The following is a 21834-nucleotide window of genomic DNA, read 5'->3' on the forward strand; positions in this document are numbered from 1 at the left end:
GACTCCGTGGAACGCACGAAGTTCACCTTTTCCCCGAGGGGCTGTGGCTCAATGCGCCTTGTCCCAGTTCGGGCCGACGCCGACCTCGGCGACCAGTGGCACGCGCAGTGCCGCCACGCCCGCCATCAGCGCCGGAACCTCGGTCCGCAGCCAGTCGACCTCTCCTTCGGGCACCTCGAACACCAGTTCGTCGTGCACCTGCATGATCATGCGGGTGCGCCGGCGCTGCTCATCCAGGGCCTTTTGCACCGCCACCATGCTCAGCTTGATCAGGTCGGCCGCCGTGCCTTGCATGGGCGCGTTGATGGCGGCCCGCTCGGCGCCGCTGCGCCGCGGACCGTTGGGGCTCTTGATCTCCGGCAGGTAGAGGCGGCGCCCGAAGACGGTCTCCACGTAGCCCTTTTCCCGGGCGCTCTCGCGGGTGTCGTCCATGTAGCGCCGCACCCCTTCGAAGCGCTCGAAATAGCGGGTGATGTAGTTCTTGGCCGCGGTGTTGTCGATGCCCAGTGCCTTGGCCAGACCGAAGGCACTCATGCCGTAGATCAAGCCGAAGTTGATGACCTTGGCGTAGCGGCGCTGTTCGCTGCTCACCTGGGCCGGTTCAACGCCGAACACCTCGGCAGCGGTCGCGCGGTGCACGTCCTGCCCCTCATGAAAGGCGCGCAGCAACGCCTCGTCACCGCTGATGTGGGCCATGATGCGCAGTTCGATCTGCGAATAGTCGGCGCTGGCGATCAGGTAACCGGGCGGCGCGACGAAAGCCTCGCGCACACGCCGCCCCTCGGGCGTGCGGATGGGGATGTTCTGCAGATTGGGGTCGTTGCTGGACAGACGCCCCGTCACGGCCACGGCCTGCGCGTAGTGGGTGTGCACCCGGCCGGTGCGCGGCAGCGCCAGTTGGGCCAGCTTGTCGGTGTACGTCCCCTTGAGCTTGGAGAGACTGCGGTGTTCAAGGATCTTGGCCGGCAGCGGGTAGTCCTCGGCCAGTTTCTCCAGCACCTCCTCGTCGGTGCTGCGTGCGCCGGTAGCGGTCTTCTTGACCACCGGCAGGCCCAGCTTGTCGAAGAATATCTCCCCCAGTTGTTTGGGGCTGGAGAGATTGAAGGGCTGGCCAGCGATGGCATAGGCCTCCTGCTCCAGGGCAACGATGCGCTGCCCGAGTTCGTGGCTTTGCGTGGCGAGGGTCTGTGCGTCGATCAGCACACCATTGCGTTCCACGCGGTAGAGCACCTCGCTGCAAGCCATTTCCAGTTCGTAGATGAAGCGCAAGCGCTCGTCGGCCTGCAGGCGGGGCCAGAGCACTCGGTGAACGTCCAGCGTCTGGTCACTGTCCTCACAGGAGTACTCGGCGGCCTTGGCCACGTCGACCTGGGCGAACGGGATCTGGTGCGCGCCCTTGCCGCAGAGGTCCTCGTAGTTGATGCCCTTGCGGCCCAGGTGCCGTTCGGCCAGGCTGGCCAGTCCATGGGGTTTGTGCACCTCCAGCACATAGCTTTGCAGCAGGGTGTCGTGCGCATAGCCCTGGACCTCGATGCCGTGGTTGGCAAACACGTGGCGGTCGTACTTGACGTGCTGGCCCAGCTTGAGGTGCTTCGGGTCTTCCAGCCAGGGCTTGAGCCGTGCCAGCACGTCGTCGAACGGCAGTTGCTCGGGTGCATCGGGGCCGCTGTGGCGCAACGGCACATAGGCCGCCTCGCCGGGTTGGACGCTGAAGGAAATGCCCACGATCTCGGCCCGCATCTCATCGAGCGAGGTGGTCTCGGTATCCAGTGCCACCAGGTCGGCCGCGCGAAGGCGTTCGAGCCATTGGTCCAGAGCCTCCCAGGTCAGGATGGTGTCGTAGGCAAGCTCGTTGCGGACGGTTTGCGCGGGCTCGCCCGGCTCGTCGAACAGCCCCGGCTCATCGCTCCCCGCCGCGGGGGCCGCAGCCGCCGCCTTGGCCGCCAGCCCCTTGAAGCCATACGTGGTGTAGAAAGACTGGAGCGCCTCCTGTCGGGGCTCACCGATGCGAATGGACTCCAGCGACGGCAGGCCGGGCACGAAGCCGTTGAGGTCGCAGTCGGTCTTGATGGTGAGCAGTTGGCGTCCGGTGGGCAACCAGTCCAACGCCTTGCGCAGGTTCTCGCCCGCCACCCCCTTGACCTCCGATGCGCGCGCCACCAGGGCGTCAAGCGAACCGTACTCCTGCAGCCACTTGGCCGCCGTCTTGGGGCCGACCTTTTCCACACCGGGCACGTTGTCGATCTGGTCGCCAACCAGGGTCTGGAAATCCACCATCAGGCGCGCCGGTACGCCGAATTCGGCCTCCACCCCGGCCAGATCGCGCAGCTTGCCGTTCATCGTGTCGATGATCGTGATGTGTTCGTCCACCAACTGGGCCAGGTCCTTGTCGCCGCTGGAGACAACCACACGCATGCCCTGGCGCGCCGCCGTCACGGCCAGTGTGCCGATCACGTCATCGGCCTCCACACCGGGCACGTCAAGCACCGTCCACCCCAGCAGGCGCACCACCTCGTGGATGGGTGCGATCTGTGCACGCAGGTCGTCGGGCATGGGTGCACGCTGCTGCTTGTACGCCGGATAGATCTCATCGCGGAAAGTCGGCCCCTTGGCATCGAACACGCAGGCGCCGTAGAGAAACGGGTAGTCCTTGCGCAGCTTCTCCATCATGTTCACCATGCCGCGGATGGCGCCCGTGGCCGGGCTTGTGGAATCACCGGGCACCGCCCGCAGATCGGGCATGGCGTGGAAGGCACGGTAGAGGTAGCTGGAGCCATCGACCAGCAACAAGGTCTGGCTGGCGGGAACGTCGGGGGATTGGGCGTCGGACATGGCGCGATTGTGGGGGAATTCAAAACCACCGGTACAGGCCGGCCATTGCCTACAATGGGGCATGAGCACCCGAACCCTTCTCCCGCTGAGCGCCCTGGCCCTGGGTGTGCTGCTGGCCGCGCCGGCGCTGGCTCAGCAGACCGCCCCGGCGGAATCCGCGCCCCAGGCGACCTCGCCACGTGACCGCATCGAACGCATCACGCACGAGGACGCGCTCACACGCATCGACGAACTGCGTGTGGGCGGGCAGACGCAGAGCATCGCAGTGCAACCCAAGAACGGTGCACCGGCCTACCAGATCAACACCGACCCCTCCTCCTCCGCCACCGGCGACGTCGGCGGCCAGCGCACCGGCAACGCCGGCCGCAGCAGCTGGCGCGTGCTGAGCTTCTGACCTCTCCCGAACGACCCCATGGCCGTCTACACCGAAGTGGCCTTCAATGACGCCGCCGAACTCCTGCGCAACCTGGGCCTGGGTGAACTCACCCGGCTGCAAGGCATACAGGGCGGCATCGAAAACACCAACTATTTCGTCACCAGTGAGCGCGATGGCGCCACCCTGGAGCATGTGCTCACCCTCTTCGAGCGCCTGGGCTTCGAGCAGTTGCCCTTCTACCTGCACTACATGAAGCACCTCGCGGGCAAGGGCATCCCCGTGCCCGAGCCGGCGGCCAATGCGCAAGGTGCGCTGGTTCACACCCTGCAGGGCAAGCCGGCGGCCGTGGTGGACAAGCTGCGCGGACGCAGCGAGCTGCAACCTGAGGTGCCCCACTGTGAAGCGGTGGGCGGCATGCTGGCGCGCATGCACCTGGCCGGACGTGACTTCCCACTGAGCCAGCCCAATCTGCGCGGCCTGGCGTGGTGGAACGAGACGGTGCCCGTGGTGCTGCCGTTCCTGGACACCGAGCAGGCCGGCCTCATCCGAGCCGAACTGGCCTTCCAGAACCATGTGGCGGCGGGCCCTGCCTACGCCGCGCTGCCGCGCGGCCCCATTCATGCCGACCTGTTCCGCGACAACGTGATGTTCGAGGACGGCCAACTCACCGGCTTCTTCGATTTCTACTTCGCCGGCAGCGACACCTTCCTGTTCGATCTCGCGGTCTGCCTCAACGACTGGTGCGTGCTGCACGACCGCGCGCACGACGGTTCGCTGGACCTGCCCCGCTCCCTGGCAATGCTGGCGGCCTACCAGGCGGTGCGACCGCTGACGGCGGCCGAGCGCCACCTGTTCCCCGCGTTGTTGCGCGCTGGTGCGCTGCGTTTCTGGCTGTCGAGACTGTGGGACCTGCACCTGCCCCGCGAAGCGGCCTTGCTGCAGGCTCACGACCCCACCCATTTCGAGCGCGTGCTGCGCGCGCGCGTGCGCGATACACAGGCCCTCTCGGCCCTGTTGCGCGAAGACACCTGCCTGCCCGCATGAAACTCCACATTGTTCCCGCACGCACCGGCCTGCAGTGGGTGCGCCTGGGCATGAAGACCTTCTTTCGCCAGCCGCTGGCGCTGGCGGGACTGTTCTTCATGTTCATGGCCGCCGTCTCGGTGATCTCCCTGGTGCCGCTGCTGGGCACCTTCGTCTCGCTTGGTCTGGTGCCCGCGGCCACCCTGGGCCTGATGGCGGCCAGCCGCGAGGCGTCGCAAGGGCGTTTTCCCATGCCCTCCCTGCTGGTGCTGGCGTTCCGTTCGGGGGCCGAACAGACGCGCAACATGCTGATCCTGGGTGCGCTCTACGCGGGGGGCCTGATGCTGGTGCTGGGCCTTTCCGCCCTGTTGGGCCCGGAGGTACCCCCACCGCCCGCCGACCTGCCCAGCGGCGAGGTGTCTCCCGAGATGGTGCGCGCGTTGTTCGCCGACACCGGCCTGTGGGTGGCGATGGTGCTGTACATCCCGCTGTTCATGGCCTTCTGGCACGCGCCGGCACTGGTGCACTGGCACCGCGTGAGTCCGCTCAAGAGCCTGTTCTTCAGCGTCATGGCCTGCTGGTCCAACAAGTGGGCCATGCTGTTCTATTTTCTGGGCTGGGTGGGCGTGTTCATGCTGGTGGGCCTGGTGATGAGCCTGATCGGCGGTATCGCCGGTGGCTCACAGTTTGCTGGCATGGTGCTCTACCCGATCGTGCTGCTGCTGGCATCGATGTTCCATGCGTCGATCTATTTCACCTTCCGCGACAGCTTCGTCACGGAAGACACCACGGCCCAGACAGGCGACCGCTGAACCAGACCAGGGAAAACAAGAAGGCCGGCACACCTGCGTGCGCCGGCCTTCCCTGCGGCCAGCCGCCAAGGTGCGTCAAAGGCCGATCACGCCCCCGTCCGTGCGGGTGATCACGATGGTGGCCGAACGGGGGCGCCCCGCCGGTGCATGGCCCTGGTTGCCCGGCCACTGGCTCTGGAATGTGAAGCTGGCCGCCGCCCCCAGTGCCGGGGTGTTCTCCCCTGGGTGCTGGATGTTCACGAAGATCGCCTTGCCGTCGGCCGTCTCCGTGATGCCGGTCACCTCTGAGCCCTTGGGTGCCACCAGGAAGCGGCGCAGGCGGGTTTCGCCCATCGCGGCGCCGATGAAGGTGGCTTGCGTACCGGTGGCGCCCCCCAGGCTGTTGTTGACGGTGATCGCGCGCCCGTCGCCGACAGAACCCGGGATGGCCGCGAGCAGCATGCAATTGGTCTCGTCGGTGTAGGCGCCATCATCGGTCTGGATCCAGCAGATGCCGCTGGCTTTGCTGAACCACAGGCCATCGGGCGAGGAGAACGCATTCTTCGCCGTCAGCCCCGAGAGATTGATGTCGGTGCTCGCGTCCTCTTCGGCACCGAAGAGGAAGATGTCCCAGGTGAAGCCCGTCGCGCTGGACGCACCGGCCGTCTCCTTGAACCGGATGATGTGCCCGTTGGGGTTGCCGGTCTGCGCGCGGCCGTCGTTGTCGGCGTAGGAGCGCGGATTGGCCGCGTTGGTACCGGCCACGGGACGGCTGGCCGCGTTGCTGTTGGTCAGGGTGAAGTAGATCTCTCCGTTGGCCGGATTCACCGCACCCCACTCCGGCCGGTCCATCTTGGTCGCGCCCACGGCGTCGGCCGCGTGACGGGCATTGATCAGCACATCGGCCTGGTTCGCGAAGGTGTAGGTCGCGTAGCCGGCGATCAGGGGATGGGCGCTGTTGAGTTCCAGCCACTCACCGGTACCGTTGTCGTTGAATCTGGCGACGTAGAGCTTGCCTTCGTTGAGGTACTTGTCGCCTGCGGCCAGGCCACCGCCCACGTCCGCCGCGCTCCAGACCGCACTGGAAACGAACTTGTAGATGTACTCGTTGCGCGAATCGCAGCCCATGTAGAAAGCCAGGGGCTGGCCTTCCACCGGCAGACCGCACACGGCGGCCTCGTGCGCGAAACGTCCCATGGCCACGCGCTTGGCCGGCGTGCCGCTGGCCAGCGGATCGATCTCCACGATGAAGCCGAAGGTGTTGGGTTCATTGCGGAAGTCCTGGGCGGCGGACGCTCCCGGCGCTGACACGTTCCAGCGACCGAAGCGGTCGTCGGTGCCGGCGGTCGCGGTGTTCGACCAGCCTTGCGAACCGGCGGTGGCCGCGGTGTTGGGCGCACGCATCACGCCGTAGCGCTGGCGCGAGGTCTTGGTCCGGGCGTCCACATCGACCGAACCGTTTGGCATGAAGAAATAGGCCGCCCAGTTTTCCTCGCAGGCCAGGTAGGTGCCCCACGGCGTCTTGCCGTGGCCGCAGTTGTTGAGCGTACCGCGTGAGGTGGCTCCGGTGGTGTCGTAACGGGTCACCATGAAGCTGCGGATGTCGGCCAGATGCGCCGCAGGGCCGGTGATGCGCATGGGCGATTGGCCCGTGATGCGCCGGTTGTACAGCGAGTCGATCTTGTAGGTCCACTTGCCGCCGCTGTCCTTGCCCACCTCGACCACGGACACGCCGTGGTGGTTGATCTCCTTGAGCACCTCGAGTTCGGGGCGCACGCCCAGGTCCCAACTGTCGAACTGGCTGAACTTCTTGCCGGAGACTCCGCCGGAAGTCTGGCCGCTGGGGTGAAAGAAGTGGGCATCGGCAGAGCTTTCGTGGTTGACCACCAGAACGGCACGACCCGTATCGCTGCTGCTGTAGCGGCCGCTGCCATCGATGTAGAACAGGTCCATGCCGTCGTGGTGATCGCCCACACGCATGGTCCATTCGTCGGTCTCGGTACCGAGGTTGCTGTACGCAGGGATGCTGGAGACCAGCCGGTCACCCGTGGCGTGCAACACGGAATAGGTGTAGCCAGCGGGCAGCACCACGTTGTCCAGCAAGCTCTTGTCCACCGCGTCGAAGCCCAGACTTTTCTCGGTGGGCGTCGCGGGAGTAGGGGTTGGCGCAGGGGTTTCGTCACCGCCGCCTCCACAACCGGCCAGAAAGGGAATCGACGACAGCGCGGCCAGGCCGACACCGCCGCGAATGAGGTGACGGCGCGTGAGGGTTGAGCGCGTACCGCGCTCCAGCACCTGCTGGAAGTGCTCGTTGGGGGATTCGTTGTGGATCTCGTCGTGGTCGTGGGACATGCTTGCTCCAGGGTTGATGGCAGGCGCAGTGTCCGCAGCCAGCGTGACGAGACCATGAAGCGCCACAAGACCCGGCATGGCGCTTTGCCATCCGCGCCTGTCATCAAGGATTCACGCGGGACGCGCGTCGGGCTCTTCGGCCAGCAAGGCCTGCGCCGCCAGACTGCCCAGGATCTGGAAGAAGAGACCTTCCACCTCCCGTTCGATCCGATGCCAGTCGAGTTCCGCCACGCGCGCGCGGGCCTGGCTCGCAGCCTGCGCGATGCGTTGCGGCGCACGCGCGAGCTCTGCCGCCAGGGCGGGAAAGGCTGTCGCGTCGCCCAGCGGCACCAGCCACCCGTTCTCTTCCGGATACACCCAGTCCGACGCTGCCGCGCTGTCAAAAGCCAGCACGGGCAAGCCACTGGCCAACGCTTCAATGGTCACATTGCCAAAGGTCTCGGTGACACTGGGCTGCAGAAAGAGATCGGCCGACGCGTAGTGGGTCGCCAGCGCCTCGTGCCGCTGCGTACCGGCAAACACGGCTTCGGGACAACGTGCGTGCAGCGCCTCCCGCTGCGGCCCGTCGCCGACAAACACCATCTTCACATCGCCATGGTGCGCACGCATCGCGTGAAAGGCCTGCACCGCAAGATCCAGGTTCTTCTCTGGCGCCAGCCGTCCCACCGTCAGCAAGACCAGGCTGCGGGGCGTCGCCCCCCATTGGGCACGCAGGCCTTCGTTGCGGCGCTCCGGACTGAACAACGCAGTGTCCACACCGCGCGCCACCACACGCACATGCTCAAAACCTGCAGCCTGCAGTTCGGCACGCAGACGCTGCGTGGGCACCATGGTCAAGCGTGTGAGGTTGTGGAAGCGGCGCAGGTAGGCCATGATGGGCTTGCGCAGCCAACCCACGCCGTAGTGCTGGCTGTAGGCGTGGAAATTGGTCCGGAAGTCCGACGTGACCGGCAGGCGAAGGCGGCGCGCGGCCTGCAGCGCCGACCAGCCCAGAGGGCCCTCGGTGGCAATGTGCACCAGGTCCGGCCGCTGCAGCGTCCAGGCCTGCACCAGCGCGCGCTTGGCCGGCAGTCCCAGCTTGAGCTGTGGGTAGCGCGGGATCGGCATGCCGCGCATCAGCACTTCCTGGAAGCCGGCTTCGCTCAGCGCCTGGTCGATCCGAGTCTGCCGGGGCCGCACCAGTTGCACCTGATGGTTGCGCGCACACAGGCCCTGCACCAGGCGCGCCAGCGTGAGCGACACGCCATTGATCTCGGGCGGCCAGGTTTCTGTCACCACCGACAGGCGCAAGGAGGGGCGCGAGGGCGGGTACTCCTCGACCACGATCTGGTCAGACGGCACGTGGGTCATGTGCTCATCTTCAGAAGGCCATGCAACAGGCTGATGACAGCGGGCCTTGTCACCGGGTTTTCACATCGGCCAACCAACATGTCAGCCGTTTGACACCCACCCCATGACGGAGGCACCGTGAACGACTTTCTCAAGAACCTGGACACCCAGCGCTGGGACGACCACCGCTACTACCACCACAGCCGCATCAACCAGACACTGCATCTGGTCAGTGCCATCAGCTTTGTGGTGGCGTATGCGCTGCTGTGGACCGACCCGGTGCTGGCCGCGCTGATCGCCTGGCTGGTGTCCATGACGAGCCGGCAAGCCGGCCACTTCTTCTTCGAGCCCAAGGGCTATGACCACGTGAACCAGGCCACGCACGAACACAAGGAAGCGATCAAGGTCGGCTACAACCTGCGCCGCAAGGTGGTGCTGATGGCGCTGTGGGCGGCGGCCCCCCTTCTGGTGGCGATCGCGCCAGGTCTCTTTGGCCTGTTCGATCCGCAACAGGTGCCGTACATCCGCCAGGTGGGCACCCTTTGGCTGGCACTGGGCGTGGGCGGCCTGCTGTTCCGCACCGTGCACCTGTTCTTCATTGCCGACGTGAAGACCGGCCTGGTCTGGATGACCAAGGTGCTCACCGACCCCTTTCACGACATCCTGCTTTACCACCGCGCACCGCTGTACCTGCTGCGCGGACAGTTGATCGATCCCGGCGTGGCGCGCCGCGGCTGAGCGCGGCGCACCCGGTCATCAAGACCCGAGCCGGCTCAGCATCTCGCGCAGCACCCGGTGGCGGATCGACCGGTGCGTGAGCCCAGGACCTTGCCACCACCAGCCCTGGGCCTTCATATCCTGCGCTGCCGCCACGCAGCGCCGCAGCATCTCGTCAAAGTCCTGTTCACGCCAGTGCAGACCGAAGATCAGGCGACCAGTGCCCACCCAGCTCAGGGCCACGCCATGCCAGCGCAGGAAGTACTGGTACATCCAGTGATAGCGTCCAGGCTGCGTGTAGCTGAGGGTCCAGATGCTCTGCAGGTGGGCCGCCCGCACCGGCAGATTCAGCTCGGCCATGGCGGTGTTGAAACGCCGCGCCCTGTCGTCCCACAGCGCGTCCTGGTTGGCGTACATCGCCTGTACCTGCGGGGTGTCCAACCGGCGCAAGAAGGCGTTCATGCCGCCCATCACGTAAGGATGGGCGTTGAAGGTGCCGCGTGCGAAGCAGACATCCGCGGGCCGCTGAGCGCGGTAGCGCTGCATGAGGTCAGACCGCCCGCAAACCACGCCGACCGGGAAGCCGCCGGCCAGCGTCTTGCCGTACGTGACCATGTCCGCCTGCACGCCGAAGTAGGCCTGCGCGCCACCAGGCGCCAGGCGAAAGCCCAGGAAGACCTCGTCGAAGATCAGCACGATGCCGCGCTCGGAACAGACTTCGCGCAGCCGCTGAAGCCAGGCGGTATAGGCTGCGCGGTCAAAGCCCGCACGGCGGCTGCCATCCACCAGCGTGGAGTCACCCGGCGCGTTGCGATTGGGGTGCAGTGCCTGCAAAGGATTGATGAGCACGCAGGCGATGTCGCGCCGGCTGCGCAGCACGCGCAGGCTGGCGTCGTCCATCTCCTTGAGCGTGTAGGTCTCGCGAGGGGGCATCGGATTGCCGGGGCCGGGCTGCACGTCTTCCCACCAGCCATGGTAGGCACCGCAGAAGCGCACCACATGGCGCCGCCGTGTGTGGTAGCGCGCCAGTCGAACGGCCTGCATCACGGCCTCGGTTCCGGACATGTGGAAAGACACCTGCTCATGGCCCGAGAGGGCCCGCAGCCGCGCCACGTTGTCCACCACGCACGGGTGGTAGGCGCCCAGCACAGGGCCCAGCGCCTGACCGATGCGTGCGCCCTCTTCCATGCAGTCCTTGTAGAAGTCAACGCCGAACACATTCACGCCATAGGACCCGGTGAGATCCATGAAGCGATTGCCGTCCAGGTCCGTGAGCTCCACGCCTTCGGCGCTGGCGAGGAACGTGCCGACCGGCAATCGCGCTTGCACGATCGGACTGAACTGGAAGGGCACGCGGTAACGGCCCGTGAATTGCAGGTCGGCCAGGCCAGGCCGGACTTCGGCCGTCATCGCCAGGCTTTTCGCATAGCGCTGCGAGAAACCGGCGGACAGCGTGTCGAACGACGCACGGCGGATGCTGGCCACTTCGGGCGGAGCACCGTCTGCATCGAAGAAGCTCCGCGCGTCATAGGCATAGCCCGGCAGCCAGCGGGCCAGCCGCTTGGCCATGCGCGAATGGCCCGCCAGCGAGCGGTGCTTGGCCCGAGACAACTGCAGGCGCTGACGCAGATAGGGCAGCGCCAGGGCCAGCGAGCCCAGCGGCCAGGCCACAGAAAGATCAACCATAGGGAACACGCTCCTTCGACGACAACGAATGTGTCGGTTGTAGGACGCGCACATGACTGAAGCATGAAAAAACTGCATTTCCTGCGCCGCCTCGCGCTCAACGAGGACCTCAACTTCCTGCTCACCAACCGCGTGCCACGCGCCGCGCTCACGCGCTTCATGGGCTGGTTCAGCCGCCTGCGCCACCCCTGGGTGCGCCATGCCTCCATGACCGTCTGGCGGACCTTCACCGACATCGACCTGAGCGATGCCAGGAAGGCCTCTTTCGACAGCCTGCACGACTGCTTCGTGCGCGAGCTGCGGCCCGGCGCACGGACCATCGACCCACGGCCCGAGGTTCTGGCCAGTCCATGCGACGCCATCGTGGGAGCGGTTGGCCGCATCGGGCTGGACCCCGACGCCATGGTGTTCCAGGCCAAAGGCTACCCCTACGCGCTGGCCGACCTGCTCGGCGACGACGCACGGGCGCGAGCCACGGTCGATCGCCTGCGCGGTGGCAGCTTTGCCACGCTGCGGCTGACTTCGGCCATGTACCACCGCTTCCATGCGCCGGCGGAACTCATTCTGGAGCACGTCACCTACTTCAGCGGCGACACCTGGAACGTCAATCCCATCGCATTGGCGCGCATAGAACGGCTTTTCTGCAAGAACGAGCGCGCCGCGCTGCACCTGCGGCTCGACGATGGCATGCCTCTGCTGCTGGTGCCCGTGGCCGCCATTCTGGTGGCCAGCCTGCGCCTTCGCGCGTTGGACGTGGCGCTGAACCTGCGGTACCGCGGCCCCAACCAGTTGGCCTGCGAGGCACGCTATGGCAAAGGGGATGAGATGGGCTGGTTCGAGCATGGATCGACCATCCTGGTGTTCGCTCCGCCCGGGATCGACATCTGCGCGGACATCACCGAGGGCCAGCGACTGCGCATGGGCCAGGCTCTCCTGACACGAAACGGACTTTTAAACGTCACATGAATTTCATGCAGGTGTCCCACCATGCATGCCAAACCCTGTCCGCCCCATTCCCCACGAGGATTTCATGAGCTCCCACACGAACCGCCCCGGCGACCTCTTCAATCACGAGGATTCCAACCCGAGCACGCATCCCGACTTCGACGAAGTGCTGCAGGCCCGCCTGAGTCGCCGCGGCCTGCTGCGCGGCGGCGTTGGCGTTGCCGGCGCTGCCGCGCTCGGCGGCTGCGCCACCAGTGCGGGTGTGTCCACGCCGGTCGATCGGTTGGGATTCGCGCCCGTGGCCAAAAGCATGGCCGACCGCGTTACCGTACCCGCCGGCTACAGCGCACGCGTGCTCTATGCCCTGGGCGATCCGCTCACGGCGGCCACGCCGGCGTTTCGCAACGACGGCAGCGACACCGATTTCGCCAACCGTGCGGGTGACCACCACGACGGCATCGAGTGGTTTGGCCTGGACGCGGCCGGCCAGGCTTCAGACACGTTCGCCTCGCGTGGCCTGCTGGCCATGAACCACGAAGCCACCACCGACGAGAAGCTCAGTTCCTTCTTCCTGCATGCCGACGGCGGCACGGCCACGCTGCCGCGCCCTGCAGCCGAGATCGACAAGGAGTTGATGATCCATGGCATTTCCGTCGTGGAGGTGCAGACCGATGGCCGCCAGTGGGCCGTCAAGCCCGGCTCCGCGTTCAACCGCCGCATCACCACCCAGTCGCCAGCGGCCATCCATGGGCCGGCGCGCGGCAGCGAACACCTGGTGACCCGTTTCAGCGCCGACGGCACACAAAGCCGTGGCACCCTCAACAACTGCGGCACGGGCCGCACGCCGTGGGGCACCCTGGTCTCGGGAGAGGAAAACTGGTTCGGCTACTTCTTCCGCGACGCCCGTGACGACGACACCCGCAAGAAAGACAAACAGGTCCAGGCCCTGAACCGCTATGGCCGCAAGGCGGGCGCACCCAGCCGCCATGGCTGGGAAAGCGGTGGCGACGCCGACACCTACGCGCGCTGGAACATCAGCGCCAAGGGCGCGGGCGCCCGCGACGACTACCGCAACGAGATGAACACGTTCGGCTACATCGTCGAGCTCGACCCCTACGACCGCAACAGCGTGCTGCGCAAGCGCACGGCGCTGGGCCGCATGGGCCACGAGAACGCCACCTTCGCGCGCCCGCGGGCCGGCGAGCCGGTGGTGGCCTACATGGGCGATGACGCGCGCGGCGAATACATCTACAAGTTCGTGTCGGCCGCCCCATGGGATCCGGCCGATGCACGTCCAGCCAACCGGTTGGCCGCGGGTGACAAATACCTCGACAAAGGCACCCTCTACGTGGCGCGCTTCAAGAACGACGGCAGCGGCGAATGGCTCAAGCTCTCCATGGACAACCCGGTGATCGCGGGCAGTTCCTACTTCGAGTTCAAGGACGAAGCCGATGTGGCCGTCTTCACCCGCCTGGCCGCCGATGCCGTCGGTGCCACGCGCATGGACAGGCCGGAATGGGCGGGCGTCAATCCGCGCAACGGCGAGGTCTACATCACGCTCACCAACAACAGCGCACGCACGCCCTCCACCACCGACGCGGCCAACCCGCGCGCCTACACCGACCTCAAGGCCGGCAAGGAGCAAAAAGGCAACGTGCACGGCCACATCATGCGGCTGGCCGAGGCCACGCCGGCCGCAGACACTTTCCGCTGGGACATCTACCTCTTTGCGGCCGAAGCGGACGCGGACCGCTCCAGCGTGAACCTCTCCAACCTCACCGACGAGAACGACCTGTCCTCTCCCGATGGCCTGGTGTTCAGCAAAGCCACCGGCATCTGCTGGATAGAGACCGACGACGGCGCCTACACCGACAAGACCAACTGCATGCTGCTCGCGGCCCTGCCGGGTCAACGCGGCGACGGCGAGAGCCGCACGCTGACGCATGGCAGCCGGCAGGTAACCACGCACGTGGGCCGGACGCAAACACCTGCCACGCTCAAGCGCTTCCTGGTCGGACCGAAGGGCGCCGAGATCACCGGCATCACCGAAACGCCCGATGGCCGCGCCCTGTTCGTCAACATCCAGCACGCGGGCGAAAACACCAAGATGGCGGATGTGCGCGACCCGTCGAAGTACGAGAGCCAATGGCCTGCCAGTGCGGGGTACGGCGCAGGCCAACGGCCTCGCTCGGCCACCATCGTCATCACCAAGGACGATGGCGGCCTGATCGGCACCTGATGAACCGGGTACCCGAGGCGCCCGCCCGGCAGCGCAGGGCGCGAGCGCTCTAGATCGGCGTGAGCTTGGCCACGCTGAGCGCCAGCCACTTGGTGCCGTGGCGCGTGAAGCTGACCTGCGCGCGCGCATCGGCACCGGCTCCCTCGACGGCGAGTACCTTGCCTTCGCCGAACTTGTTGTGGAAAACCGCCATGCCGGCGCGCACGTCGGTGCCCCTGTCGGGCTCGGGCGCCGGGCCGGCCGTCCGTTCGCGAAAGCCCGGCGACCACGCGGGCTGCAGCGCGGCCACAGGTGCACCGACACCGCGCCGCCCTTCCTGCCAGGCCGGTTGCTGCGGCGTCAGCCACTTCAGGCAGACCGCGGGCAGTTCGTCGAAGAAGCGGCTGCGCAGGTTGTAGCGTGTCTGGCCATGCAGCATGCGCGTCTGCGAGTGGCTGAGGTAGAGCCGCTTGCGCGCGCGGGTGATGGCGACGTACATCAGGCGGCGTTCCTCCTCCAGCCCGTCCCGGTCGCTCATCGAGTTCTCGTGCGGAAACAGCCCCTCTTCCAGGCCAGCAATGAAAACGCAGTCGAACTCCAGTCCCTTGGCCGCGTGCACGGTCATGAGCTGCACCGCGTCCTGGCCGGCCTGCGCCTGGTTGTCGCCGGATTCCAGCGCGGCATGGGTCAGAAAAGCCACCAGCGGGCTGAGTGTCTCTCCGGTATCGGCGTCCACACGCTCCAGCTCCGCGGCGGGGTCCAGGCCCTGGCTCGCCGGGCTCTGGGTCAGCGCAACGGCCTCGCGGCCAAAGCCTTCCAGCGAAACGAAGCTCTCCGCCGCATTGACCAGTTCCTCCAGGTTCTCCACCCGGTCCTGCCCCTCGCGCTCGGCACGGTAGTGCTCGACCAGCCCACTGTGCTCCAGCACCAGCTCCACGATTTCGCGCAGGCTCATGCCCTGGGTCTGCTCGCGCATCACGTCCAGCTTCGCGACAAAGGCGCCGATGGCAGCCCCTGCGCGCCCGGTCACGGCACTCACGGCATCGTGCAGTGAACAGCCGGACGCACGCGCCACGTCCTGCAGCTGTTCAACGCTGCGGGCACCGATGCCCCGCGGCGGGAAGTTCACCACGCGCAGGAAACTGGTGTCGTCGTTGGGGTTCTCCAGCAAGCGCAGATAGGCCAGCGCATGCTTGATCTCCGCTCGCTCGAAGAAGCGCAGACCGCCATACACGCGGTACGGCAGCCCCGCGTTGAACAGCGCGGTCTCCAGCACCCGGCTCTGTGCGTTGCTGCGGTAGAGGATGGCCATTTCGCTGCGCGGCATGTCCTCGCGCACGAGCTGCTTCATCTCATCCACCACCCATTGCGCCTCGGCAAGGTCGCTGGTGGCTTCGTACACCCGCACAGGTTCCCCTGCCCCCGCATCGGTGCGCAGGTTCTTGCCAAGGCGGCGCGTGTTGCGGCTGATGAGCTCGTTGGCCGATTCCAGGATGTTGCTCACGCTGCGGTAGTTCTGTTCGAGCTTGATCTGGTGGCGCACCTGGAACTCACGCACGAAGTCGGCCATGTTGCCCACGCGAGCACCCCGGAACGCATAGATGCTCTGGTCGTCGTCCCCCACGGCGAAGACCGCGTTGCCCGATCCTGGCAGTCCTTCCAGCGGCGGAGCGCTGAACAGCTTGAGCCAGGCGTACTGCAGTCGATTGGTGTCCTGGAACTCGTCGATCAGGATATGGCGGAAACGCCGTTGGTAGTGCTCGCGCACCGGATCGTTGTCGCGCAGGACTTCGTAGCTGCGCAGCATCAGCTCGCCGAAATCCACCACCCCTTCGCGTTGGCATTGCTCCTCGTAGAGGGCGTACAGCTCCACTTTCCTGCGGGTCTCTTCGTCGCGGGCCACCACGTCGGCAGGACGTTGGCCGTCCTCCTTGCAACCGCTGATGAAGTACTGCAGTTGCTTGGGCGGGAAGCGTTCATCGTCCACATTGAACTGTCGGCACAGCCTCTTGATGGCGGAGAGCTGGTCCTGCGTGTCCAGGATCTGAAAGGTCTGCGGCAGGTTGGCCAGCTTGTGGTGGGCGCGCAGAAAGCGGTTGCACAGGCCGTGAAAAGTGCCAATCCACATGCCGCGCACATTCACAGGCAGCATCGCCGAAAGCCGGGTCATCATCTCCCGGGCAGCCTTGTTCGTGAATGTCACGGCCAGGATGCCACCAGGCCCCACCTGCCCGGTCTGCAGCAACCAGGCAATGCGTGTGGTCAGCACACGGGTCTTGCCCGAACCGGCTCCGGCGAGGATAAGCGCATGTTCGGCTGGGAGCGTGACAGCGGCGGCCTGTTCGGCATTGAGGCCCGCCAGCAGCGGGGAGCCGAACAGGGCGGCTTGCGAGGATTCTTCTGACGGCATGAGGCCGATTGTAGAAACTGCGCCGCGGTGCACGGGAACATGCCAGGATCCGTATGCCCTTCATATCGGTCAGCCCATGTCCCCAAGGACAAGGCCACGGGTAGAATCAGGCACCGGGCCCAAGATTCTTGCGCCCGGTTTTTTGTGGCCACCACATACCAAGGACCACAAAGACCGGCTCAAGCCAAGCGCTCACCTGTTCCACAACAGTTTTTCGGAGCTTGGTTTTCCATGGAAATTTTCGACTACGACAACGTCCTGCTGTTGCCGCGCAAGTGCCGCGTGGACAGCCGGTCCGAATGCGACGCCGGCGTTGAGCTGGGCGCACGGCGTTTCCGCCTGCCGGTGGTGCCGGCCAACATGAAGACGGTGGTGGACGAGTCCATCTGCATCTGGCTGGCAAAGAACGGTTACTTCTATGTCATGCACCGCTTCGACCTGGACAACGTGAAGCTGGTGCGCGACATGCGCGCAGCCGGTGTCTACGCCTCCATCTCCCTGGGTGTGAAGGCGCCAGACTACGCCACAGTCGACCAATTGGCGGCCGAAGGCCTGGTACCGGAATACATCACCATCGACATTGCCCACGGCCATGCCGACAGCGTGAAGAACATGATTGCCTACCTCAAGCGAAAGTTGCCCTCGTCCTTTGTGATCGCGGGCAACGTGGCCACGCCAGAGGCCGTGATCGACCTGGAGAACTGGGGTGCCGATGCGACCAAGGTGGGCGTCGGCCCAGGCAAGGTGTGCATCACCAAGCTCAAGACCGGCTTCGGTACCGGTGGCTGGCAACTCTCGGCGCTCAAGTGGTGCGCCCGCGTGGCGACCAAGCCCATCATCGCGGACGGTGGCATCCGCAGCCATGGTGATATCGCCAAGAGCATCCGCTTCGGCGCCACCATGGTCATGATCGGCTCGCTGTTTGCGGGCCACGAGGAATCACCGGGCAAGACGGTGGAAGTCGATGGCGAACTCTACAAAGAGTACTACGGCTCCGCCAGCGACTTCAACAAAGGCGAGTACAAGCACGTTGAAGGCAAGCGCATCCTGGAACCCATCAAGGGCCCGCTGGCCAACACGCTGGTGGAAATGGAACAGGACGTTCAGAGCTCCATCAGCTACGCCGGGGGAACGAAGCTGATGGACATCCGCAAGGTGAACTACGTGATCCTCGGCGGCGACAACGCCGGCGAGCACCTGCTGATGTAAGACAGACGGCGCTGCGAACTCAGGCGTCGAGCAGTTCGCGCGCCATGGCGTGGAGCCGATGCCCTGGCTGCGCGAAGGCCTCGACGATGCTGAAATGGTCCAGCCCGTCCAGCGCCGCGCACACCGGCACCACGCGCGGACCCCAGGCATCCTGGATAAGCTGGTTCTGGCGCAGGAACTCGCTGCTTTCCTGGCCACCAGCCAGCGCATACAGCCGGCCCCGACCCTCCCGCATGGCGGGTGGCGGCAGGTAGGCGGGGCTGGCCATGCCCACCTGGGCGGGGGTGAGCCTCAACGCGTCCTGCAGGAACGGCGTGTGCCGCACCGGCTCCAGATCATGCAAACCAGAGATCGACATCGCGTTCTTCACCAGCGACGGGGGCAGGTCATCCCCGACCCGGGTCCATTCGCACGCCAGCATCATGGCCGAGAGATGCCCGCCAGCCGAATGGCCGGCCACGGTGATGCGGTCGGGATCGCCTCCATGCGCGGCGATGTGCCGGTGCACCCACGCCAGGGCATGCACCATCTGCAGCGTGATGTCGGGAATGGTCACGGCTGGACACAGCGCGTAGTTCGGCACCACCACGCAAGCACCCGCCGCGACGAACGGCGGGGCGACGAAGGAGTGGTCGGCCTTGTCCAGGCTGCGCCACCAGCCACCATGGATGAAGACCAGCACGGGCGCCAGCGACGCTCCGGGCGAACGGACTGCCGGAAAGATGTCCAGCGACTCCCCATGGCCATGACCGTACCGGACATCGAGCAGCGCCGGCAGGCGCTGACGCGCGAGGGCCGAGTCCCGCGCCCAGCGCTCCAGGTGCACGGCATGCGCAGGAACACGAGCGCGGTTGTTGTATTCGCGGTCCAGCCAGACAGGGTCAAATTGCTCAGACTTGCTCATGGAGCGGCATTGTGTCATGGGGTGCCCTCGGCGGCATCCCCATCGGCACAGCGCGAAGACGGCCTATTTCACCCGGGCCGGCGCCAGACCCGCCAGACTTCTACAATTTTTTGACTTTCAACGGAAGCCGACGTGAACACGCCCACTGCCCATCACCCCTTGTCGACCCCCATCCGCATCGCCGTGCTCGGCGTCGGCATGATGGGACTGCCCATCGGCCGCCGGCTGTGCGAAGCGGGTTGCGACGTCAGCGCCTGGAACCGGTCCCGCATCAAGGCCGAGCGCTTGCAGCCCTTCGGAGCCCGTGTGGCGGACAGCCCCGGCGACGCATGCGCCCAGGCCGAGGTCGTGATCACATTGCTGGAAAGCGGGGAAGTGGTGGAAGACGTGCTCTTTAGACAAGGTGCCGCCGAGCACCTGCAGCCCCATGCGCTGGTCGTGGACATGTCCTCGATCCAGCCGCGCCAGGCACGTGACCACGCGGCCCGCCTCGCGGCGCTGGGCGTGCAACACCTCGACGCCCCGGTGTCGGGCGGCACCCTGGGTGCGGAACAGGGACAACTGGCCATCATGGTCGGCGGCAGGCAGGCCGATTTCGAGCGTGTGCGACCGGTGCTGGAATTGCTGGGCCGCCCCACGTACGTGGGGCCCACCGGCGCCGGTCAATTGGCCAAACTGGCCAATCAGATGATCGTGGGTATTACGATCGGCGCGGTCGCCGAGGCGCTGCTGTTGTGTGAGAAGGGCGGCGCGGACATGGCCCGGGTCAAGGAGGCGATCACAGGCGGCTTCGCCGACAGCCGCATCCTGCAGGTGCACGGCCAGCGCATGATCGAGCGCGATTTCACCAAACGCGGTGCCGTCTCGGTGCAACTCAAGGACATGCGCAACGCACTGGCCACCGCCGGTGAAATCGGCTTTGAGGCCCCGGTCACGCAACTCTTCGAGAGTCTCTTCGCGCAAGCCGCCGACCATGGCCTGGCCGACCTCGATCACTCCGCGCTTTTTGTCGAACTCGCCAGCCGCAACGGCATGGCCTGAAGCATTCTTTGCTACCATTGCGCCCCATGGGGACGTAGCTCAGCTGGGAGAGCGTCGCGTTCGCAATGCGAAGGTCGGGAGTTCGATCCTCCTCGTCTCCACCAGCCAAATCAAAAAGGCCCGTAGCTGTTCAAGCTGCGGGCCTTTTTTCTGGCGATACAGATCAGCGCGGACCGCGCCGGCCCTGGGCGGGCCTTGCAGCACCACCGCGTGACTCAAAGCCCTTGTCGCTGCGGCCAAAGCTGGCGAAGCCGCCTGCGTTACCACGGGGTGCGCGACGGTCGGGTGCGCTCCGTTCAGCAAAACCGCGGCCAGCCGCGCCGGGCCGCTGCGGCTCGTGGCGGAATTCGCCACGCGGGGCTGCATTGCGGCGATCACCGGAGAAGCGGTCGGCACCACCGCGGCCTCCGCCTGGACGGCCGCGCCCAAAGCTGTGCTCCGGCTGCGGCGGGCGCTGGCGTGGTTCCAGGCCCGGCACGGTATCGACGCGAATGCGCTGGCGCGTGTAGCCCTCGATGTCGGCGATGCGGCGGCGGTCACGGAATTCCGCGAACGTGACGGCCAGGCCATCACGTCCCGCGCGACCGGTGCGGCCGATGCGGTGCGTGTAGTCCTCGGCCTTCATGGGCAGGCCGAAATTGAACACGTGGGTGATGGTGGGCACGTCGATACCACGCGCGGCCACGTCGGTGGCCACGAGGATCTGCACCTGGCCATTGCGCAGCGCCATCAGACGGCGGTTGCGCATGCCCTGGCTCAGCGCACCGTGCAGGGCAACCGCGGCAAAGCCCGCCTGCTGCAGATCGTTGGCCAGGCCATCGCATTCGATCTGCGTGCTGCAGAAGACCACGGCCTGATTGATGGAGGTGTCGCGCAGCCAGTGGTCCAACAGCTTGCGCTTGTGGTCGGCATGATCGGCCCAGAACAGCACCTGTGTGATATTGGCGTGCTGCTCTTGCGGGGAATCGATCTGCACCTTCTGCACATGCTTGCCGTCGTCGTGCATCACGCGCATGCCGAGTTGCTGGATGCGCGGCGCGAAGGTGGCCGAGAACATCATGGTCTGGCCGCGCTGGCTGGTCAGGGCATTGATTTCGGCCAAGTCGTCAGAGAAACCCAGGTCGAGCATGCGGTCGGCCTCGTCCACCACCAGGAACTGCACCTGATCGAGCTTGAGCTGCTGGGAGCGCTGCAGATCGAGCAGACGGCCCGGCGTAGCCACCACGAGATCGGCATTCTGCAGGCGCGCGATCTGCAATTGGTACGGCATGCCACCGACCACGTTGGCAATGCGCAAGCCGCGGCAGTGGCGAACCAGATCGATGGCGTCATTCGCTACCTGCTGTGCGAGCTCTCGCGTGGGGCACAGGATGAGAGCGCCGGGTGTCGCTGCTTTGAAGTTGCGCGGGTTGGTCGGATCCTTGCGCTTGGGCAGCTTGGGCGGGGCCTCGCCGCGCGCCAGAGCCTCGGCCGCCGCACGCTCGCGCTGCTCGCGTTCCTTGGCTTGGGATTCGGCACGCTGTTGCAACAGGGTGTGCAACACGGGCAGAAGGAATGCAGCCGTCTTGCCACTGCCAGTCTGACTGGAGACCATCAGGTCCTCGTAGCGCTGCTCGCCCGTCGCCAACATGGCTTTGGGCACCACTCTGTCCTGCACCGGGGTGGGCTGCACATAGCCCAAGTCCGCGCAGGCCTGCACCAGTTCGCGTGCCAGTCCCAGGCGCTCAAAACCATTGGGCTCGGCAGGTGCGGAAGGGCTGGTGTCCATGTCGATGGACGGGAGTTCGGGCGCGAAGGCGCCACGGTCTTCAAAAGAGTCGCTCATGTTTATGCGGGCGCCTTGTGGGCGCCATAGATCAAAGGTCTTGATCGAAAAAAGTTACCGGGAGCCTGGGCCACGGGGTGGTGGCAACTCCTGGGTACTTGATCCGTTCGTGGTTACACAACATCAACCACGCAACGGACGACGCGCCTGAGTCAAGCCGAGGGATCGGTGACTGC

General features: G+C 66.0%; 15 protein-coding genes and 1 tRNA gene. 9 read left to right on the forward strand and 7 right to left on the reverse strand.

Annotated elements, in window-relative coordinates; genetic code table 11:
- Positions 1 to 48 precede the first annotated feature (48 nt).
- Positions 49 to 2832, reverse strand: a complete 2784-nt coding sequence (gene polA, locus KIT53_RS08285) for a DNA polymerase I (protein ID WP_297750441.1) — start codon at positions 2830 to 2832, stop codon at positions 49 to 51.
- Positions 2833 to 2893: 61 nt separating this feature from the next.
- Between polA and KIT53_RS08290 the strand changes: the two genes are divergently transcribed.
- From KIT53_RS08290 to KIT53_RS08300, 3 genes are read left to right on the forward strand one after another with little or no spacing between them, the layout of a single operon-like run.
- On the forward strand, positions 2894 to 3226 hold the full coding sequence (locus KIT53_RS08290; RefSeq protein ID WP_297750444.1) for a hypothetical protein: 333 nt from the start codon (positions 2894 to 2896) through the stop codon (positions 3224 to 3226).
- An 18-nt stretch (positions 3227 to 3244) separates the two neighbouring features.
- On the forward strand, positions 3245 to 4252 hold the full coding sequence (locus KIT53_RS08295; protein WP_297750447.1) for a homoserine kinase: 1008 nt from the start codon (positions 3245 to 3247) through the stop codon (positions 4250 to 4252).
- Positions 4249 to 5043, forward strand: coding sequence for a BPSS1780 family membrane protein (locus tag KIT53_RS08300; RefSeq protein WP_297750450.1), 795 nt, complete (start codon positions 4249 to 4251; stop codon positions 5041 to 5043). Before KIT53_RS08295 ends, KIT53_RS08300 begins: the two co-directional genes overlap by 4 nt.
- Positions 5044 to 5118: 75 nt before the next feature.
- Here the strand turns inward: KIT53_RS08300 and KIT53_RS08305 are convergent, their stop codons facing one another.
- Entirely contained in the window at positions 5119 to 7374 is a 2256-nt protein-coding gene (locus tag KIT53_RS08305) for an alkaline phosphatase PhoX (RefSeq protein ID WP_297750453.1), read from the reverse strand.
- 111 nt (positions 7375 to 7485) lie between these two features.
- Complete coding sequence (locus tag KIT53_RS08310; RefSeq protein ID WP_297750456.1) at positions 7486 to 8724, reverse strand: glycosyltransferase family 1 protein; 1239 nt, start codon at positions 8722 to 8724, stop codon at positions 7486 to 7488.
- 117 nt (positions 8725 to 8841) lie between these two features.
- Here KIT53_RS08310 and KIT53_RS08315 point away from each other — a divergent pair, with 117 nt between their 5' ends.
- Positions 8842 to 9441 (forward strand): hypothetical protein, encoded by a 600-nt coding sequence (locus KIT53_RS08315; RefSeq protein ID WP_297750459.1) that lies wholly within the window; start codon positions 8842 to 8844, stop codon positions 9439 to 9441.
- An 18-nt stretch (positions 9442 to 9459) separates the two neighbouring features.
- Here KIT53_RS08315 and KIT53_RS08320 read toward each other — a convergent pair whose 3' ends face one another.
- Positions 9460 to 11106 (reverse strand): aminotransferase class III-fold pyridoxal phosphate-dependent enzyme, encoded by a 1647-nt coding sequence (locus KIT53_RS08320; protein ID WP_297750462.1) that lies wholly within the window; start codon positions 11104 to 11106, stop codon positions 9460 to 9462.
- A gap of 63 nt (positions 11107 to 11169) precedes the next feature.
- Here KIT53_RS08320 and asd point away from each other — a divergent pair, with 63 nt between their 5' ends.
- Both asd and KIT53_RS08330 read left to right on the forward strand, forming a co-directional pair.
- Positions 11170 to 12072, forward strand: a complete 903-nt coding sequence (asd, locus tag KIT53_RS08325; RefSeq protein WP_297750465.1) for an archaetidylserine decarboxylase — start codon at positions 11170 to 11172, stop codon at positions 12070 to 12072.
- Positions 12073 to 12136: 64 nt separating this feature from the next.
- Positions 12137 to 14290: a PhoX family phosphatase gene (locus KIT53_RS08330; RefSeq protein WP_297750469.1), complete on the forward strand. Its 2154-nt coding sequence runs from the start codon at positions 12137 to 12139 to the stop codon at positions 14288 to 14290.
- 49 nt (positions 14291 to 14339) lie between these two features.
- Here KIT53_RS08330 and KIT53_RS08335 read toward each other — a convergent pair whose 3' ends face one another.
- Entirely contained in the window at positions 14340 to 16679 is a 2340-nt protein-coding gene (locus KIT53_RS08335; RefSeq protein ID WP_297750472.1) for a UvrD-helicase domain-containing protein, read from the reverse strand.
- A 231-nt stretch (positions 16680 to 16910) separates the two neighbouring features.
- Here KIT53_RS08335 and KIT53_RS08340 point away from each other — a divergent pair, with 231 nt between their 5' ends.
- Entirely contained in the window at positions 16911 to 17888 is a 978-nt protein-coding gene (locus KIT53_RS08340; RefSeq protein ID WP_297750475.1) for a GMP reductase, read from the forward strand.
- 19 nt (positions 17889 to 17907) lie between these two features.
- Here KIT53_RS08340 and KIT53_RS08345 read toward each other — a convergent pair whose 3' ends face one another.
- Positions 17908 to 18792, reverse strand: coding sequence for an alpha/beta hydrolase (locus KIT53_RS08345; RefSeq protein ID WP_297750478.1), 885 nt, complete (start codon positions 18790 to 18792; stop codon positions 17908 to 17910).
- A gap of 132 nt (positions 18793 to 18924) precedes the next feature.
- On the opposite strand from KIT53_RS08345, the gene KIT53_RS08350 reads away from it, so the two are divergent.
- Together KIT53_RS08350 and KIT53_RS08355 are read left to right on the forward strand one after the other, a co-directional pair.
- Positions 18925 to 19833 carry an NAD(P)-dependent oxidoreductase gene (locus KIT53_RS08350; RefSeq protein WP_297750482.1) on the forward strand — a complete coding sequence of 303 codons (909 nt, stop codon included), beginning with the start codon at positions 18925 to 18927 and terminating at the stop codon, positions 19831 to 19833.
- 28 nt (positions 19834 to 19861) lie between these two features.
- A tRNA-Ala gene (locus KIT53_RS08355) sits at positions 19862 to 19937 on the forward strand.
- Between the two features lie 59 nt (positions 19938 to 19996).
- On the opposite strand, the gene KIT53_RS08360 is transcribed toward KIT53_RS08355, so the two are convergent.
- Entirely contained in the window at positions 19997 to 21658 is a 1662-nt protein-coding gene (locus tag KIT53_RS08360) for a DEAD/DEAH box helicase (protein ID WP_297750485.1), read from the reverse strand.
- Positions 21659 to 21834: the final 176 nt, after the last annotated feature.

It is taken from the genome of Hydrogenophaga sp., assembly GCF_026125785.1.
Taxonomy (GTDB): domain Bacteria; phylum Pseudomonadota; class Gammaproteobacteria; order Burkholderiales; family Burkholderiaceae_C; genus Hydrogenophaga.